The organism is Desulfoluna sp., from assembly GCF_030145185.1.
In the GTDB taxonomy this organism is placed as follows: Bacteria; Desulfobacterota; Desulfobacteria; order Desulfobacterales; family Desulfolunaceae; genus Desulfoluna.
Window position 1 is genome coordinate 12622 of sequence record NZ_JAQYWB010000036.1, and the last position, 15352, is coordinate 27973.

The 15352-nt window shown below is 53.8% G+C and carries 14 protein-coding genes; all 14 read left to right on the plus strand.

Translation table 11 applies throughout. From position 1 onward, the window contains the following. The first annotated feature begins 139 nt into the window (after positions 1–139). Complete coding sequence (locus tag Q1Q75_RS12760) at positions 140–472, plus strand: hypothetical protein (protein ID WP_300671175.1); 333 nt, start codon at positions 140–142, stop codon at positions 470–472. An 83-nt stretch (positions 473–555) separates the two neighbouring features. Continuing rightward, entirely contained in the window at positions 556–2238 is a 1683-nt protein-coding gene (locus tag Q1Q75_RS12765) for a ribonuclease J (RefSeq protein ID WP_300671177.1), read from the plus strand. A 6-nt stretch (positions 2239–2244) separates the two neighbouring features. Then, positions 2245–4518: a DNA translocase FtsK gene (locus Q1Q75_RS12770; protein ID WP_300671180.1), complete on the plus strand. Its 2274-nt coding sequence runs from the start codon at positions 2245–2247 to the stop codon at positions 4516–4518. Positions 4519–4609: 91 nt separating this feature from the next. After that, a complete protein-coding gene (locus Q1Q75_RS12775; RefSeq protein ID WP_300671182.1) occupies positions 4610–5266 on the plus strand; it encodes a class I SAM-dependent methyltransferase in 657 nt (218 codons plus the stop codon). A 366-nt stretch (positions 5267–5632) separates the two neighbouring features. Next, positions 5633–6058 carry a DUF2231 domain-containing protein gene (locus Q1Q75_RS12780; protein WP_300671184.1) on the plus strand — a complete coding sequence of 142 codons (426 nt, stop codon included), beginning with the start codon at positions 5633–5635 and terminating at the stop codon, positions 6056–6058. Positions 6059–6069: 11 nt separating this feature from the next. Beyond that, positions 6070–6612: a DOMON domain-containing protein gene (locus Q1Q75_RS12785; RefSeq protein ID WP_300671187.1), complete on the plus strand. Its 543-nt coding sequence runs from the start codon at positions 6070–6072 to the stop codon at positions 6610–6612. Further along, a complete protein-coding gene (locus Q1Q75_RS12790) occupies positions 6609–7448 on the plus strand; it encodes an SCO family protein (protein ID WP_300671189.1) in 840 nt (279 codons plus the stop codon). Before Q1Q75_RS12785 ends, Q1Q75_RS12790 begins: the two co-directional genes overlap by 4 nt. Positions 7449–7460: 12 nt before the next feature. Next, a complete protein-coding gene (locus Q1Q75_RS12795) occupies positions 7461–9095 on the plus strand; it encodes a cbb3-type cytochrome c oxidase subunit I (protein ID WP_300671192.1) in 1635 nt (544 codons plus the stop codon). Beyond that, complete coding sequence (locus tag Q1Q75_RS12800) at positions 9092–9688, plus strand: cytochrome c oxidase subunit 3 family protein (RefSeq protein ID WP_300671195.1); 597 nt, start codon at positions 9092–9094, stop codon at positions 9686–9688. Before Q1Q75_RS12795 ends, Q1Q75_RS12800 begins: the two co-directional genes overlap by 4 nt. 76 nt (positions 9689–9764) lie before the next feature. Further along, positions 9765–10037 carry a cytochrome C oxidase subunit IV family protein gene (locus Q1Q75_RS12805; protein WP_300671197.1) on the plus strand — a complete coding sequence of 91 codons (273 nt, stop codon included), beginning with the start codon at positions 9765–9767 and terminating at the stop codon, positions 10035–10037. A 66-nt stretch (positions 10038–10103) separates the two neighbouring features. After that, a complete protein-coding gene (gene coxB / locus Q1Q75_RS12810; protein ID WP_300671200.1) occupies positions 10104–10715 on the plus strand; it encodes a cytochrome c oxidase subunit II in 612 nt (203 codons plus the stop codon). Further along, positions 10708–11658, plus strand: coding sequence for a UbiA family prenyltransferase (locus Q1Q75_RS12815; protein ID WP_300671202.1), 951 nt, complete (start codon positions 10708–10710; stop codon positions 11656–11658). Before coxB ends, Q1Q75_RS12815 begins: the two co-directional genes overlap by 8 nt. Then, positions 11655–14276 carry a transporter substrate-binding domain-containing protein gene (locus tag Q1Q75_RS12820; RefSeq protein WP_300671204.1) on the plus strand — a complete coding sequence of 874 codons (2622 nt, stop codon included), beginning with the start codon at positions 11655–11657 and terminating at the stop codon, positions 14274–14276. Before Q1Q75_RS12815 ends, Q1Q75_RS12820 begins: the two co-directional genes overlap by 4 nt. Positions 14277–14515: 239 nt before the next feature. After that, the gene (locus Q1Q75_RS12825) at positions 14516–15100 is read left to right on the plus strand and encodes a TetR/AcrR family transcriptional regulator (RefSeq protein ID WP_300671207.1); all 585 of its coding nucleotides are present in this window, start codon (positions 14516–14518) and stop codon (positions 15098–15100) included. The last annotated feature ends 252 nt before the right edge of the window (positions 15101–15352 follow it).

The window sequence follows — 15352 nt, forward strand, 5'->3', positions numbered from 1 at the left end:
TTCAAATCCTCTTTTGAATACACATACTTTCGTGCTTTCAAGTCCATGTTCCGGTGGAACAACTACCTTGCCTGAGGCAGCAATTTGTGATACGTCGTTGCTTAATATATCTCTATATAAAAGTGGAATTGTCAGATTTATGAAACAGTATGTCATCGATGAACTGAGACTCGAGGATCAAGAAAAGATTAAAGCCTGGCTTGATGCTCATCTTGAACCCTCTCCGCTGGGAGATCTCTACTGGCTTCCCCTGGACAGCGAGATCCTGAGTGAAGAGCAGAAGGCCCATGCAGCGTGTGGCCCCCATGTTTTTGCATTGGACTTGAGCCCCGGGCGCCTTTCGTGTGAATTGCTTGTTCGGACAAGGAAACGGGTGACCTGTCAGTGCATCGGCTATGCCACAGATCGCCAGTTCCTCTGGCTGGTCCGCCGAATGGATAGCCTGTTTGAAGCTGCGGGAGTTCTCTCCTGAAAGACTGTTTGGGAGCGAGGCGCAGTGCCGGTGAATTTTGAGAATCCAGGCGTCAATTGAACGGATGAGAATTGGGTGAATAGATGGAACACACAGTGCCACCGGAAAGCGAAAAAGCTCTGAGAATCATCCCGTTGGGAGGCCTTGGGGAGATCGGGCTCAATATGATGGTGATTGAGTACGGCAAGGAAGCCATTATTATCGATGCAGGGCTGATGTTCCCGGAAGATTACATGCTCGGGATCGACATCGTGATTCCCTCCATGGATTACATCAAACAAAATGCCTCGAACATTCTGGCCGTGATTCTTACCCATGCCCACGAAGATCATATCGGTGCCCTTCCATACCTCCTGCGTGAGGTGGATGTCCCGGTGTATGGCACCCCGTTTACCCTGGGGGTGGTCCGCAGGAAACTTGAAGAGCAGGCAGGGCTGAGTTCCGCCTCGTTGAACGTTTTTCATGCCCGAGACCTGCTGCGTATCGGGCCTTTTGAAGTGGATCCCATTCGGGTGAGCCATTCCACGGTGGACGGTGTCGGGCTGGCTATCCGTACGCCTCGGGGGGTCGTGGTTCATACCGGCGACTTCAAGATCAACCTCTCGGGCAAAGAGTCCACCATGACCGACGTCAACAGCTTTGCTCTGTATGGCGAAAAGGGGGTTTTGGCCCTCTTGTCGGACTCCACAAACGTCGAGAAACGTGGGTATACCATCTCCGACAGCGAGGTCGCTGACTCCTTAAAGCGCATCGCCTTCGATGCCGAGGGGCGGATCGTTGTGGCGCTGTTTGCCTCGAATGTGGCCCGCATCCAGCAGATTGTCGATATCGCAGAGATGAAAAAGTGCAAGCTGGTCTTCTGCGGGCGTTCCGTGGAGATGACGGTTAAGATCGCCCGCGAGCTGGGTTACCTTCAGATTCCTGCAGGGATGGAGCTCGATATCCGGCGCATCAATGATTTTGCCGCCAATCGCCTGATCCTGGTTACCACGGGGAGTCAGGGAGAGCCCATGAGCGCTCTGGCCCGTATGGCCGCCGGGAACCATAAGCATATCAAGATCCGCAAAGACGACACCATCGTCTTCTCATCCAAGATTATTCCAGGCAATGAAAAAGCCATCGCCGGTATTATCAATACCATCTATCGGCTGGGGGCCACGGTGGTGTATGAAAAGACGGCGCCGGTGCATGTCTCCGGCCATGCCTATCAGGAAGAACTCAAGACGATGATGCACCTGACCCGGCCCCGGTATTTTATCCCTATCCACGGCGAGTATCGGCACCTGGTAAATCACTCACGCCTGGCCCAATCTGCCGGGATCCCCGAGGAGAATGTGATGCTGGCCGAAAACGGGGACATCATCACCTTTGACGACAACGGGGCCCATCTGGGCGGCAAGGTGCCCACCGGCCGCGTTCTGGTGGATGGCAAAGGGGTGGGAGATGTCGGACGCAGCGTCTTGAAAGAGCGTCAGATGCTGGCGAAAGACGGCCTGGTGGTGGTGACCATCGTCTTTGATGAGGAGACCGGGGTCATTGTTTACGGCCCGGAGATCGTTTCGCGGGGGTTTGTCTTCTGGACGGCCACCGGACATCTTCTGGACGACGCCCAGTGCGTGATTCTGGAAGTGGTCGAAGAGATCGGCATGGATGCGCCCAACCGCACTGACGTGATACGCACCAAAATTCAAAAGGCATTGCGGCAGTATTTCAATTTCACCATCAAGCGCCGACCCATCATCGTTCCCGTTATCATGGAGCTATAGATTCGGATGAGAAAAGAGATCACCGGTACGCTTCTGTTTTTTCTTGTCGTGTTGACTCTGATCAGCCTTGTTTCGTACAACTGGACCGATCCCTCCATCAACCATGTCGGCGCCTCTGCCCATGTGAAAAATCTCTTCGGATTACTGGGCGCTCATATTGCCGGATTTCTTATTGGCCTTGCCGGGATGGGGGCCTTCTGGATTCCCGTCCTGCTGCTCATCGCCAGCGTTCATTTTCTGAGCAATCGAAAAGGGAACAGTCTCTATTATATCACCGGGGGTGGGGTCATTCTGGTCTTTTCCACCGGCGCGCTGTTGGCCATGGTGTCTGGCCTCGATTATTACATTCTTTTTGAAAATCGATTTCCCGCAGGGGGGCTGGTGGGAACCCTTCTTAAAGGGGCGCTTTTAAAATATACCAACCTCACCGGTGGTTTGATTATCATCGGCGTGGCCATTTGTATCGGCCTGATTCTTTCCACCGGGTTCTCCTTTATCGCCCTTTATCAGTTCATGCGCAGCGGGTTGAAAAAGAGTCGGGAGAAACGCGCCGAGCATCGGGGTAAACGCGCCGAGCGCCGAGTGAAAAAAGAACTCGAAAAGAGCCTCAAAACAGCGCAGGGCAAAGAACGTAAGGCCAATCGCAAGCTGGCCAAGCGCACCCCGGCCGAAGTGACCGAGGTGAAAATCAAGAGCGTTAAGCCCAAAAAAGCGCACACCGCCACCGTGGCTCAGCAGGAGGAGTTCAGCTTCATGACCCCGGCCGGGGCCGCCCAAGGCTACCGGCTGCCGACCATCTCTTTTCTGAATGATCCCGAGGAAGAGGAGGGCGCCGTCGTCGACAACGACAGTTTGCGGATGCTCTCGGTGCTGCTTGAAAAAAAACTCGAGGACTTCGGGGTGATGGGCAAGGTGTCGGAGGTCTCTCCCGGACCTGTGATCACCACCTTCGAATACAAACCGGCCCCTGGCGTAAAGATTAACAAGATCGTGAACCTGGCCGACGATCTGGCTTTGGCCCTTCGGGCCATCAGTATCCGCATTGTGGCCCCCATTCCCGGTAAAGACGCCATCGGCATCGAGGTGCCCAACGATGTCCGGAGCAAGGTGTGGTTCAAAGAGATCGTCACCTCCAGCAGCTTCATCAAGTCCAAATCTCCCCTGTGTATCTGTCTGGGCCATGATATCGTGGGCAATCCCATGGTCGCAGAGCTCAACAAGATGCCCCACCTTCTCATCGCCGGTGCCACCGGAGCGGGTAAGAGTGTGGGCCTTAACGTGATGATTTCCAGCCTCCTTTTTAAATCTACCCCGGAAGATGTGCGGATGATTATGATTGATCCCAAGCGCATCGAGCTCTCCGTTTACAACGGGATTCCCCATTTGATTACCCCGGTGGTGACGGATATGAAGAAGGCCACCAATGCCCTTTTCTGGGCTGTCCGGGAGATGGAACGGCGCTACGAGCTTCTGGCGGAACACAAAGCCCGAAATATCGATCAGTTTAATAAGATGGTGGAAAAATACGATCAGGAGTCGAAGAAAGGCGGGGCGAAGAAAAAGGTGCCTCAGCCTGCAGCGGGGACAACGGAGACGCCTGAAAACGAGGAGAGCTCAGAGCCGCTGGAGAAACTCCCCTTTATTGTGATTATTATCGACGAGCTGGCCGACCTGATGATGGTGGCCTCCCGGGATGTGGAGGTGGCTCTGACCCGTCTCGCTCAGATGGCCCGTGCTTCAGGTATCCATATCGTTTTGGCCACCCAGCGGCCCAGCGTGGACGTGTTGACCGGTATTATCAAGGCCAACTTTCCCACGCGTATCTCTTTTCAGGTCTCATCTAAGACCGATTCGCGCACCATTATTGACTCCAACGGTGCCGAAAACCTGCTGGGTATGGGGGACATGCTCTACCTGCCGCCAGGTACCGCCAAGTTGATGCGAATCCACGGGGCTTTTATCTCCGATGAGGAGCTCAGTGAGCTCATCAGTTTCTGGAAGGAGCAACAGGGCCCAGGGTACGACACCTCTATTCTCGACACCCCACCCGAGGTGGCGGCTGCTGAAGGAGGGGACGCCGACTATGATGAGAAGTATGACGAGGCCGTGGCTCTCGTGACCCGAACCCGTCAGGCCTCCATTTCCAGCGTTCAGCGCCATCTTCGTATCGGCTACAACCGGGCCGCCCGCATCATTGAGGCCATGGAACGCGATGGGGTGATCGGACCCGCAGATGGGGCGAAATCCCGGGAGGTCCTGGTGGCCTCGTACGACGAGTAATAGTTCCCTTTTTATTTCTTTTGATGTGATCGGGACGTCCCGGCAGGGCGCCCCGTTTTTTTATCTGACATTTCAGGAAAGATGGTGTTGTATGGCTTTAAACAGATCATTGATCGACAGTGTAAAAGGCTTTTTAAGCCATGATGAGGGCACGCGCCTTTATACCCTAACAGCGGAGGCCTCGCAACGGGGACCCTGCCTTGAAATCGGCAGCTATTGCGGAAAATCGACGCTCTGGATCGGAGAGGCGTGTCGGGAGGCGGGAAGTGTTCTCTTTGCCGTTGATCATCACCGGGGCTCGGAAGAGCAGCAGAAAGGGGAGATGTTTTTTGATGCAGACCTCTGGGACGACACCGAAGAGAAAGTGGATACCTTCACGGTGTTTCGCAGGACTCTGGATCGGGCCGATCTCAATGACACCGTGGTGCCCCTGGTGTCAAAATCGTCGGTGGCGGGGCGTTTCTGGGCCACTCCCCTGAGCCTTGTCTTTATTGATGGCGGGCACACCTATGAGGCGGCCTACAACGATTACGCCTGCTGGGGTCGGCATGTGATGCCCGGGGGTTATCTCTTGATTCACGATATTTATGACTCCATCGACGAGGGGGGCCAGGCTCCCCATCATATCTACAAGATGGCCGTGGCCTCCGGGCAGTTCGAGGTCCTGGAGCGCACTGGGTCGTTGGGTGTCCTCCGGCGCTATCCTTGCGGTACCCTTCCTCCCGAGCTTCCGGAAAAGGATTATTAATGGGTCCGTTTCCCCCGGTTTTCGTTCCGTTTACCGGGGGGTTGCCATGGTTGAGTCCTTTTTATTGCCCGGGGAATATCCTTCTCCGGGTGCAAGGGTGTTGATCCCCTGAGCACTCTCTGATAAACTATCTGCACGTTTTTCCTCACAAAAGTAGTTCGCTTTCAAAGGTCAGGCCATTGCCTCTGCGACCGCTTTCACTTTCCTTCCAGGGCCTTCGTCTTGACTCGCCGTTCCTGTTTTTTTGGTTTTCTATCAAAATGATCCCTGCCGCACTCATATTTTGACCCGCCAGTGTCTTTGGCTGTCCATCGCAACCGGTGGGTGCCCTCACGTCAATAGATCCTAACCTGCGAGGTACACGAGATGGTTGAGTTTATCTACGGACTTCTGGAGAACGTCGGTTTTCTCCATCCCCTGCATCCGGCGGCCACCCATATTCCCATGGGGTTGGTGATGGGTGCGCTTATTTTTCGTATGGCGGCTGTGTTTACTTCCATGAAAGACCTGGCACGAACCGGGTACCGTTGTGCCGTGGTGGGGTTGCTCGGGCTGCCTCCCACGGCGATTCTGGGGTGGATGGACTGGCAGCACCGGTATGGGGGCGAGTGGGAGTTTCTCATCGGACTGAAAATGGTCCTGGCCCTGACCCTGCTGGTGATTCTTATTCTGATCGTTGCCTTGGACGACCCGGAGACACCGAAGCCGGATCTGCGAAGTCTGCTTTATTTTCTTGGGTTACTCAACGCCATTGGCTTGGGTTTTTCCGGGGGAGAACTCATTTACGGGTGAAGGAGGACGATATGAAATATCTGATGGTCGCAGCGATGTGTTTGTGGATCAGCGCAGCCGGTGTCTCTCTGGCCGGGGAGGAGGCGCTTGATCATACCCTTGTTGACGGTCCCCTGGTTTTCAGCTGGACGGTGGGTGACGGGGCGCTTCGGGTGAAACTCACGGGGAAGACCACCGGGTGGGTGGCCGTGGGTTTCAATCCGGACAAGATGATGAAGGGAGCCGACTTCATCATGGGGTATGTAAAAGACGGAAAAGTGAAGGTGACGGACCATTTCGGAAATGGTGAGCGAAACCACAAGGCCGATACGCGGGTCGGGGGGCGGAACGACCTCACCCGAACCTCCGGTTCCGAAAAAGAAGGGGTGACGGAAATCTTTTTTACCCTTCCCCTTAAAAGTGGGGATCCCAATGATAAAGAGTTGGATCCAGAAGCGATGACCACGGTGCTTCTCGCCCTGGGAAGCGGACGGGACAGTTTTCGGTCGGTCCATAAATTCCGATCGGTGCATCGGGTTAATCTCTCCTCCGGTGTCTCGGAGAAGGTGAAATGAGCCGGGCGATCGCTTGGGGATTTCTTATCCTGGGGCTGACTTTAGGGGCCGCGGCCCCCTGTTATTCGCACGGGGACGAGATCCCGGTGGAGGCCGTTCAGGGCGAGCCTTTGGCCCACGTGATGCCCGGGGAGGTGGCCGTGGACGTGGGAGTGGATGAGAAGGCTGGAGAGACCCTGGACACCGAAGGCCAGTGGTGGAACGAGACGGGGGAGAGGGTGTCCTTGGAAGAGGTCCTGGACCTGCCAACCCTTTTGATCCCGGCCTTTTACAATTGCCCGCGGTCCTGCAGCCTTCTCCTGGCCTCTATGGCGACGGCGGTACGGGATCTGGATCTTTTTCCGTCCATGGAGTACCGGGTTGTGGCCTTGAGTATCTCCAACGAGGAGACCCCTGACGACGCAGCCCGGGCCAAAGCGCAATACATGAAGCTCTTGGGCCGTGGCTATCCGGCAGATGCCTGGCCGTTTCTCATCGGAAATGAACGCAGCGTAAAGCGGCTCTGTGACTCCATGGGGTATCGTTTTACGAGGAAAGGCCCCCATTCTTATATCCATCCGAATGTGGCGCTTGCCGTCGCACCCCGTGGCAAAATTATCCGGTACCTTTACGGTCCTAATTTTCTGACGGCGGATTTGAAACAAGGGCTGAAGGAGGCCGCCGATGGGGTGGCCTCTGTCTCCATTCGCAAGGTGGTTACGTTCTGCTTTGACTATGATCCCAAGAACCGGAGCTATGTCTTGAATGTGTATCGAACCATGGGCAGCGTTACCTTGACCCTGGTGGGGCTGATGTTCCTCTACCTGGTGGTGGCCCCGAAGGTTCGAAAAAACTGATGGAGATCCGAGATGGAGAAGGTTCCTTCCTTTTTTGACACCCCGTCCCCCCCCCGTTATTCCGGTGTGCTCTCCTGGCTCATTACCACGGATCACAAACGCATCGGATTGATGTATCTGTGGGTGATCCTCTTCTGGTTTGTGGTGGCCATGTTTCTGGGTGGGGTCATGCGCCTTGAGCTGATGTTTCGCGGGGAGACCCTCATGGGGCCTTCGTCCTACAATGCCCTTTTCACCCTTCACGGGGTGATCATGATTTTTCTTTTCATCATCCCCGGCATTCCGGCGATCTTCGGGAATTTTTTCCTTCCCATTCAGATTGGGACGGATGATGTCTTTTTTCCCCGGTTGAACCTTTTCTCCTGGTATCTCTACGTCGCCGGAGGGGGGCTGGCGCTGGCCACGCTCTTTATCGGCGGTCCTCCGGATACCGGGTGGACGTTTTATGTCCCCTTCAGCGTGGGGACCCACAGCAACGTCTCCACCGCGGTCTTTGCCGCCTTCGTTCTGGGGATGGCGAGCATGATGACCGGGATTAATTTTGTCACCACCATCCATCGGATGCGACATGAAAAGATGGGGTGGTTTCAGATGCCGCTTTTTACCTGGAGCCTCTACGCCACAAGCTGGGTTCAGATTCTGGCCACCCCGGTGGTCTCCATCACCCTGCTTCTGATTATCGCGGAGCGGTTTCTTGGTGTGGGGCTCTTTGATCCGGCCAAGGGGGGGGACCCCATTCTCTATCAGCATCTGTTCTGGATGTACTCCCATCCGGCCGTTTACATCATGATTTTGCCCGGAATGGGCGTGATCTCTGAGATCTTGCCGGTCTTTGCTCGAAAGCCGATCTTTGGCTACAAGGCCATTGTCTTCTCCAGTCTCGCCATTGCCATCGCCGGGTCCCTTGTCTGGGCCCATCACATGTACACCAGCGGCATGAGCGATACGGCGGTGTTTGTCTTCTCCCTTCTGACCTTTATTGTGGCCATTCCGTCGGCCATTAAGGTGTTCAGCTGGGTCGCCACCCTCTACAAGGGGTCGGTGCTCATGACGCCCCCCCTTTTCTTTGCCTTATGCTTTATCTATCTCTTCTCCGTGGGAGGTCTGACCGGGCTGGTGCTGGGCGCTGCCGGCACGGACATCCATGTCCACGATACCCATTTTGTGGTGGCCCATTTTCACTTCACCATGTTCGGGGGTACCGGGTTTGCTTTTTTTGCGGCCCTTCATCACTGGTGGCCCAAGATGTTCGGGCGGATGTATCATTTTAAAAGGGCCTATTGGGCTGCGGTCTTCATTACCTTCGGTTTTCTTCTGCACTATGTCCCCATGTTTGTCATCGGGCTCCAGGGGATGCCGCGTCGTTATTACGACTATGTGGCGGAGTTTGAAACAGGCAATTTTGTGGCGGGCTTCGGGGCCGCTTTTATGCTCGTCGGCCTGGTGCTGATGCTGGGGAACCTGATGGTCTCTTTGCGGCAGGGCGCTGTCGCCGCCTCAGATCCTTGGGGAGGCACGACCCTGGAGTGGACGATTCCCTCACCGCCGCCCTTGCATAATTTTATCAAGGAACCGGAGGTTCTCGATTATCCCTACGATTTTACCCAGGTTCTGAAAACAAGGCGTGACGATGTGGAGGTGTCATGAGGCGGGCAGCAGATCATCAAGGAACCCGTCTCGGCATGTGGCTCTTCCTCTATACGGAGATTGTCCTCTTTGGCGGGCTTTTTGTGCTCTATGCCGTCTATCTCTCGACGTATTCCTCTGATTTTATCGAGGGCGGGAAATCTCTGAGTCGTCTTTTCGGGGCGGCCAATACCCTGATTCTTCTGATCAGCAGTTTTGCCGTGGCGGCCTCTATCACCGCGGTCCAGAAAACCCAGAAAAAGAGAAGCCTGCTCTGTCTTGCCGTCGCCATTTGCTGCGGGTTGCTTTTTTTAATGAACAAATATTTTGAGTGGGGACACAAAATTCATGCCGACATCTATCCCGGTTCCGAGACCCTGGCATACGGGGCTCCGGGGCGTAATATTTTTTTTGGCCTCTATTATGTGATGACGGGGCTTCACGGCCTTCATATTGTCATCGGCATGACCCTTTTGTCGGTGGCACTGGTGCTCACGGCCCGAGAGCGCGTAACAGCCGAGAATCACGTGCTGCTGGAGAATGTCGGGCTCTACTGGCATCTCGTGGACCTGATCTGGATTTTTATTTTTCCGCTGTTTTATCTGGTGTTGTAACGGTCGCCTCTCAGGGGTGACGATCGGGAATCTTGCTGGGCCTTCTGGGGGAGTGGGGGGCGAATAAGGAAAAATCATGCACATTGCATCCTACGGTCGATTGCTGGGGATTCTGGTGGCACTTGTCGCGTTAACGGGGGTGACGGTGGCCGCTTCATACGTGGACCTTGGGGCCTTTAATGTCTGGGTTGCCCTGGCGATCGCCTCCACCAAGGCTTCCCTGGTGCTGATTTTTTTTATGCACATCGGGGTGGAGGGCCGTCTGGTGGTGCTCTCCTTTCTCGGGACGATTTTTTTTCTTTCCATCATGATCGGTTTCACCTTTTGGGATGTGGCGTTTCGGGGGTAGCGTGTGGTGAATCCATAAACCAAGAGCCAAGCCCTATTTTATCTTCTATTGTCCAAGGAGTGTCTCATGCCCATGGAGAACAATCCGGTTGAGTTGGTGGACCGAGCCTTCTATTTTATCCTCGGGTTTTCCTTTCTCTTTCTTTTTGCCATCACCGCGGTGATGATCTGGTTTGTGATTCGCTATCGAAGGAGTCGGAATCCGGTGCCTTCCGACGTCCGGGGCAACGTGTGGCTGGAGATTGCCTGGACGGTGATCCCCACCCTCATCGCCCTGGCAATGTTTGTGTCGGGGTGGCAGGCGTATACGGGGCTTCGCACGGTGCCGGACGGAGCCATGGAGATTAAGGTCTATGCCCAGATGTTCTCCTGGATTTTTGTTTACCCCAACGACAAAGAGACGGAGAATGAGCTGGTGGTTCCCGTGGGAACACCCATTAAAATTACCTTGACCTCGGAAGATGTGCTCCACAGTTTTTATTTGCCCTCGTTTCGTGTGAAAATCGATGCGGTGAAAGGCATGACGACCTATGCCTGGTTTTACCCCGATAAAGTGGGCGACTTTGTCTTTCACTGCACGGAGTTTTGTGGGACCGGTCATTCCAGCATGGATGGGGCCTTACACATTGTCTCCGTGGACGCTTACGAAACCTTTCTTGAGGAGGAGGTCGATGAGTGATCGACCTGTCTCGAAGCCCGTGGAAAAAAAACGAGGGCGTTGCTTTCAGCCTGGGATGACCCTGGCCCTGGCACAGACAGACCCCTCCTCCCGGAGTGCCTCGAAAGGACGCGTGATCTCTTTTTTGCGTCTCTCCAAGATTTTCCTGTCCGTACATATTGGCCTGGCCGCCGCCGCAGGCTGTCTCTTTCATCCGGGGGGCCGAGCCCAAAATGCGTGCATGGCCTGGGCGGGAGTGACCCTTGCGGCCATGGCCGGTTCCCTGGTGAACAATATCCAGGATCGTATTCAGGACCGGGAGATCAGCCGAACCCAGTGGCGCTGGGAAGCGCTGGAGGCTGAAGGGATTTTGCCTTTGCTGAAGGGGGCGGGCCTGATGGGGGTGTTGGGGCTGATGCTGGTGGTGGATGCCTCCGATGGCCTCTGGCCTGCGGCCATGGTGCTCACCGGGCTGTTGATTTACAACGGGGTGTATACCCCGTTAAAAAAGAAGAGCCACCTGGCCCTTCTCCCCGGCTCCTTGTGCGGGATGTCGGCTCTTCTCGCCGGCTGGATGGTTGCCGGTGGCTCGCCCATGGAAAAAGAGGCGCTCTCGGCGGCCCTCGTGGTGGGGATCTGGCAGATCCCTCACTCCATGATCCAGAACATTAAACATGCTGATGAAATGCGAAAGAGTGATCAACCCTCCATCACCAAACTCTTTGAAGACACCGACCTTGCCTTTGTCACCCTGATGTGGGTGATGCTTTATAACCTCTCCCTTTATCACCTCATTTTCATGGCTTCATTTTCCGACTGGGCCATGCTCCTCCTTTTTTCCAACGCAGGATTTTTGACCCCACTTTTTGCCCACACCCTCTATGTCCTCAAGAAGCCGCGGCTCGCCTTTGTTTTTTTGAACCTGTCGCTTCTGGTGTATTTTGTTGCCTTGATGATGGCATGACAAATGGAGCCGAAGATGATGTGCACAGTGACCTCCAGGAGGATCGCATGTTCTCGATGCACCGCAGGATGAAAGCCATGTGGAAACAGGCTATTCAAGTCTCCGGCAGGTTTGGCCGCCGTGGCCTGGGGCGCTTTTTTTCCCGGGGCATGATCGTCTTGTTTTTGGGGGGATGTGTACTGACGGGTTGTGAGACCAGAGATCCTTTAACCTCTGAGGAGAGGGTGTGGCTGCAGGAGCATGACGGAAAAATAACGGTGATTAATAATGAGGGAGGGTGGCCTCCGATCATTGACCGGGACAGTGAGGGACACCTGTACGGTATCGTCATGGATTATCAGCGATTGCTTGAGAAGAAATTGGATTTTACTTTTAAAGTCGACAGAAAGGGAAACTGGGCGCAGTTTATGGAGCGGTTTCGCAGGGGCGAGGTGGATGTGAACAATAACCTGCAAATGAATTCCGTACGCAGCGAGTATGCGCTTTTTACCAAACCTTATATTTCCATTCCCAATGCGATTATCGTCAGGAAAGAAGAGGCTCGGGTTTTGTCCCTCGAAACCATGGATAAAATGCGTATTGCTGTGACCCAGGGGTACGCCATCCATGAGCACATGAAAAAAAAATATGCAGAGGCCCGGCTTATCCCACAGGTCAATGATCTCGATTGCCTCCTGGCTGTTTCTACCAAAACCGCTGATGCTGCGGTCGTCAACCTCGCGGTGACCTCGTTTCTCATTGAAACGAAGGGGATCGCAAATCTCAGGGTTGCCGGGTATGCCGATTATACCAATATGCTGTCCTTTGCGACGAGAAAGGATCTGCCGATTTTGAACAGCATCCTGGACAAAGGGTTGGATCTGATCACACCGGCTGAACGGCACGCTATTTATAAACGGTGGATCTCCCTGGGGCATCAGCCCTTTTATATGACCTGGAAGTTCTGGGTCATTACAGGGGGGACATCTGCTCTGATTGTTGCCATTATCGTTATGATTTTGTTGTGGAATCGAAGTTTGCAGAAAAAGGTGCAGCAACGAACAAAAAGCCTCGAAAGCCAGGCCAATTTCTTAAAAGAGGAGATCTCAGCCCGTCGGGAAGCTGAGAAGCAACTCCTGCGGACCAAAAATTTTCTCGACAGCGTCATCAATGGCATCGCGGATCCTATTTTCGTGAAGGATGAGGCACATTGCTGGATCGCCATGAATACCGCCTTCTGCAGGATGTTGGGGTACAGTCAGGAAGAACTCCTCGGTAAAACAGACTATGACCTGTTTCCCAAAAAACAAGCGGATGTTTTCTGGGTGCATGACAACCTGGCTATGGCCAAAGACACCCCAGAACTTAAGGAAGAAGAACTCACCATTGATTCTGAAACCAGAATTATATTTACCACCAAGTCGTCTTTTACAAACCCTGTGACCGGAAAGCGGAATATCGTGGGGGCTATTCGGGATATCACTGAAGTGAAACGGGCCGAGCAGGAACTTCAAAAGATGCAGAAACTGAAAAGCCTGGGGCTCCTAGCGGGGGGGATAGCACATGATTTTAATAATATTCTGATGGGGTTGTATGGTAATATTTCAATGGCGAAAAGTAAACTTTCCGAAACGCACCCGGGGTATTGTGAGCTTGAAGAGGCAGAGTCTTCCATGGACAGGGCGATTCGGTTAACGAAGCAGCTGATGACCTTTGTCAAGGGAGAGGTCCCCGTTACTGAAAATATTTGTATCAGCGAACTTGCAAAGGATGTGACCTGTTTTGATCTTTCAGGAAGCAATGTGGATGTGGTGTTGGATCAGGCCCCGAACTTATGGAGGGCAAAGGTTAATCAGGGGCAAATGCAGCAGGTGTTTTCCAATCTTGCGATCAATGCCATGCAGGCCATGCCTGAGGGTGGGCATGTCTACCTCGGTTTTGAAAACGTCGAGATATTCGAGGGGAATCCATTTAATCTCGCTACCGGTCAGTATGTCAGAGTGGTGGTTCATGATGAGGGCGTTGGCATCGATCCCGAGTACATGGACCGAATCTTTGATCCTTATTTCAGCACCAAAGCGACTGGAAGTGGCTTGGGCTTGGCCACGACCTACTCAATTGTTCTCAAGCATGGGGGACATATTCGTGTGGAGTCAACGGTCGGCGAGGGCACTTCTTTTATCCTTTATTTGCCGGCCACAGACGAACCCCTTACCTCAGGGAATATGCAGAACGGGACTGAAGGCGTGGGGATGAAACGCGGAGGAAAAATCCTTGTCATGGATGATGATGCATCGATTCGCAAGCTTGTGAGAAAAATGCTGGAGAAAGAGGGGCTCAGGGTCGAGACCGCCGCGGATGGGGAAGATGCGCTCAATCAATATCTGATGTCTATGAAAACAGGAGATTCTTTTGATGTCGTGATTATGGATTTGACCATTCCCGGTGGGGTCGGGGGGGAGGAGACGATCAAACGATTACTTCAGATAGACCCTCAGGCAACAGCCATTGTGTCGAGCGGTTACGGGGAGGGTGCAATTATGGCAAATTATACCAGTTACGGGTTTAAGGGGTGCGCAGTTAAGCCCTATACTGCGTCCAGACTGAAGGAAATCTTGAGCCGTCTATTGAAAGAATAGCCAGGTGGCAGACGTCTCTTCTAACCGGGGCTTGTGGCGGTGCCGGGCGTGGCTCTGTCGGTGGAAAATGGGAAGGCCTTTGTCGGGGGGCGGGCTGTAATATTCTGGAACTGCGACAAAATTGCACTGACCGGTCAGTTATCATGTTGACACCTTTGATACGACTCGGATAAGGTTTTTCCATGGCGTTGAATTAGGGACGCATGCGCAGAGCGGAAAGAGACGGGAGGATGAGAGGTTTGGAAAAAATCAGCAACAAACGCAAAAAGATACTGGATGCCGCCGCCACCATTTTTTCACAAAAGGGGTTTCATCAGGCACGCATGGATGAGATCGCCGTCGCGGCCCATGTGGCCAAGGGGACGCTTTATTATAATTTCTCAAGCAAAAGCCTGCTCTTTGCCGCCACGGTCACCGAAGGGATGGAGACGATTGTTCGTCAGGTTCGGGCGGAAATGGTGTCGGACCTTCCTTTTCCTGAACATTTTCAGCTGCTGGTGACCTCCATTGTTCGGCTTTATCTTCAGCACAGCGACCTTGCCCATATTATCTTTAACGAGATCTCAAGCGGGATTGACGATGCGGTCCTTATGGAGATTGAGCGGGTTCGTGGCCGGTTTATTGAGTTTATCGCGGAGATGCTCGCCTGGGGGCAGCAGAAGGGGTATATCAAAAATATCGACCTGAAACTCTCTGCCGTGGCTCTGGCCGGAATCATCGACAGTGTTTGCAGCCATCTCCTTCAGTACCCTGAAGGGGCCAACGAAGAGAAGGCCGTGGAGACCCTCCATGATATCTTGTCCTCGGGGCTGCTGAAAAGATAGCTTGGGTTCAAGGTGACCTGCGTTGACCCTGGAAAAACTTTTCCAGAGCAAAAGAATGCTTTTTTCGGCGAGGGGAAAAACGGACCCTTCAGTAGACAGAGGCAGAGCGGCTTAAAGGGCTGCTGGCCGGTCATAAAGGGTTGACAGCAACCGAAAAATAACGCTAACGTCAGTTCTGAACGTTGATCATCATAAAAAGCCACGTTTCCCATCGAAGCATCCTGTGCCATGTGTTTCTGCATGTGCGCAGTT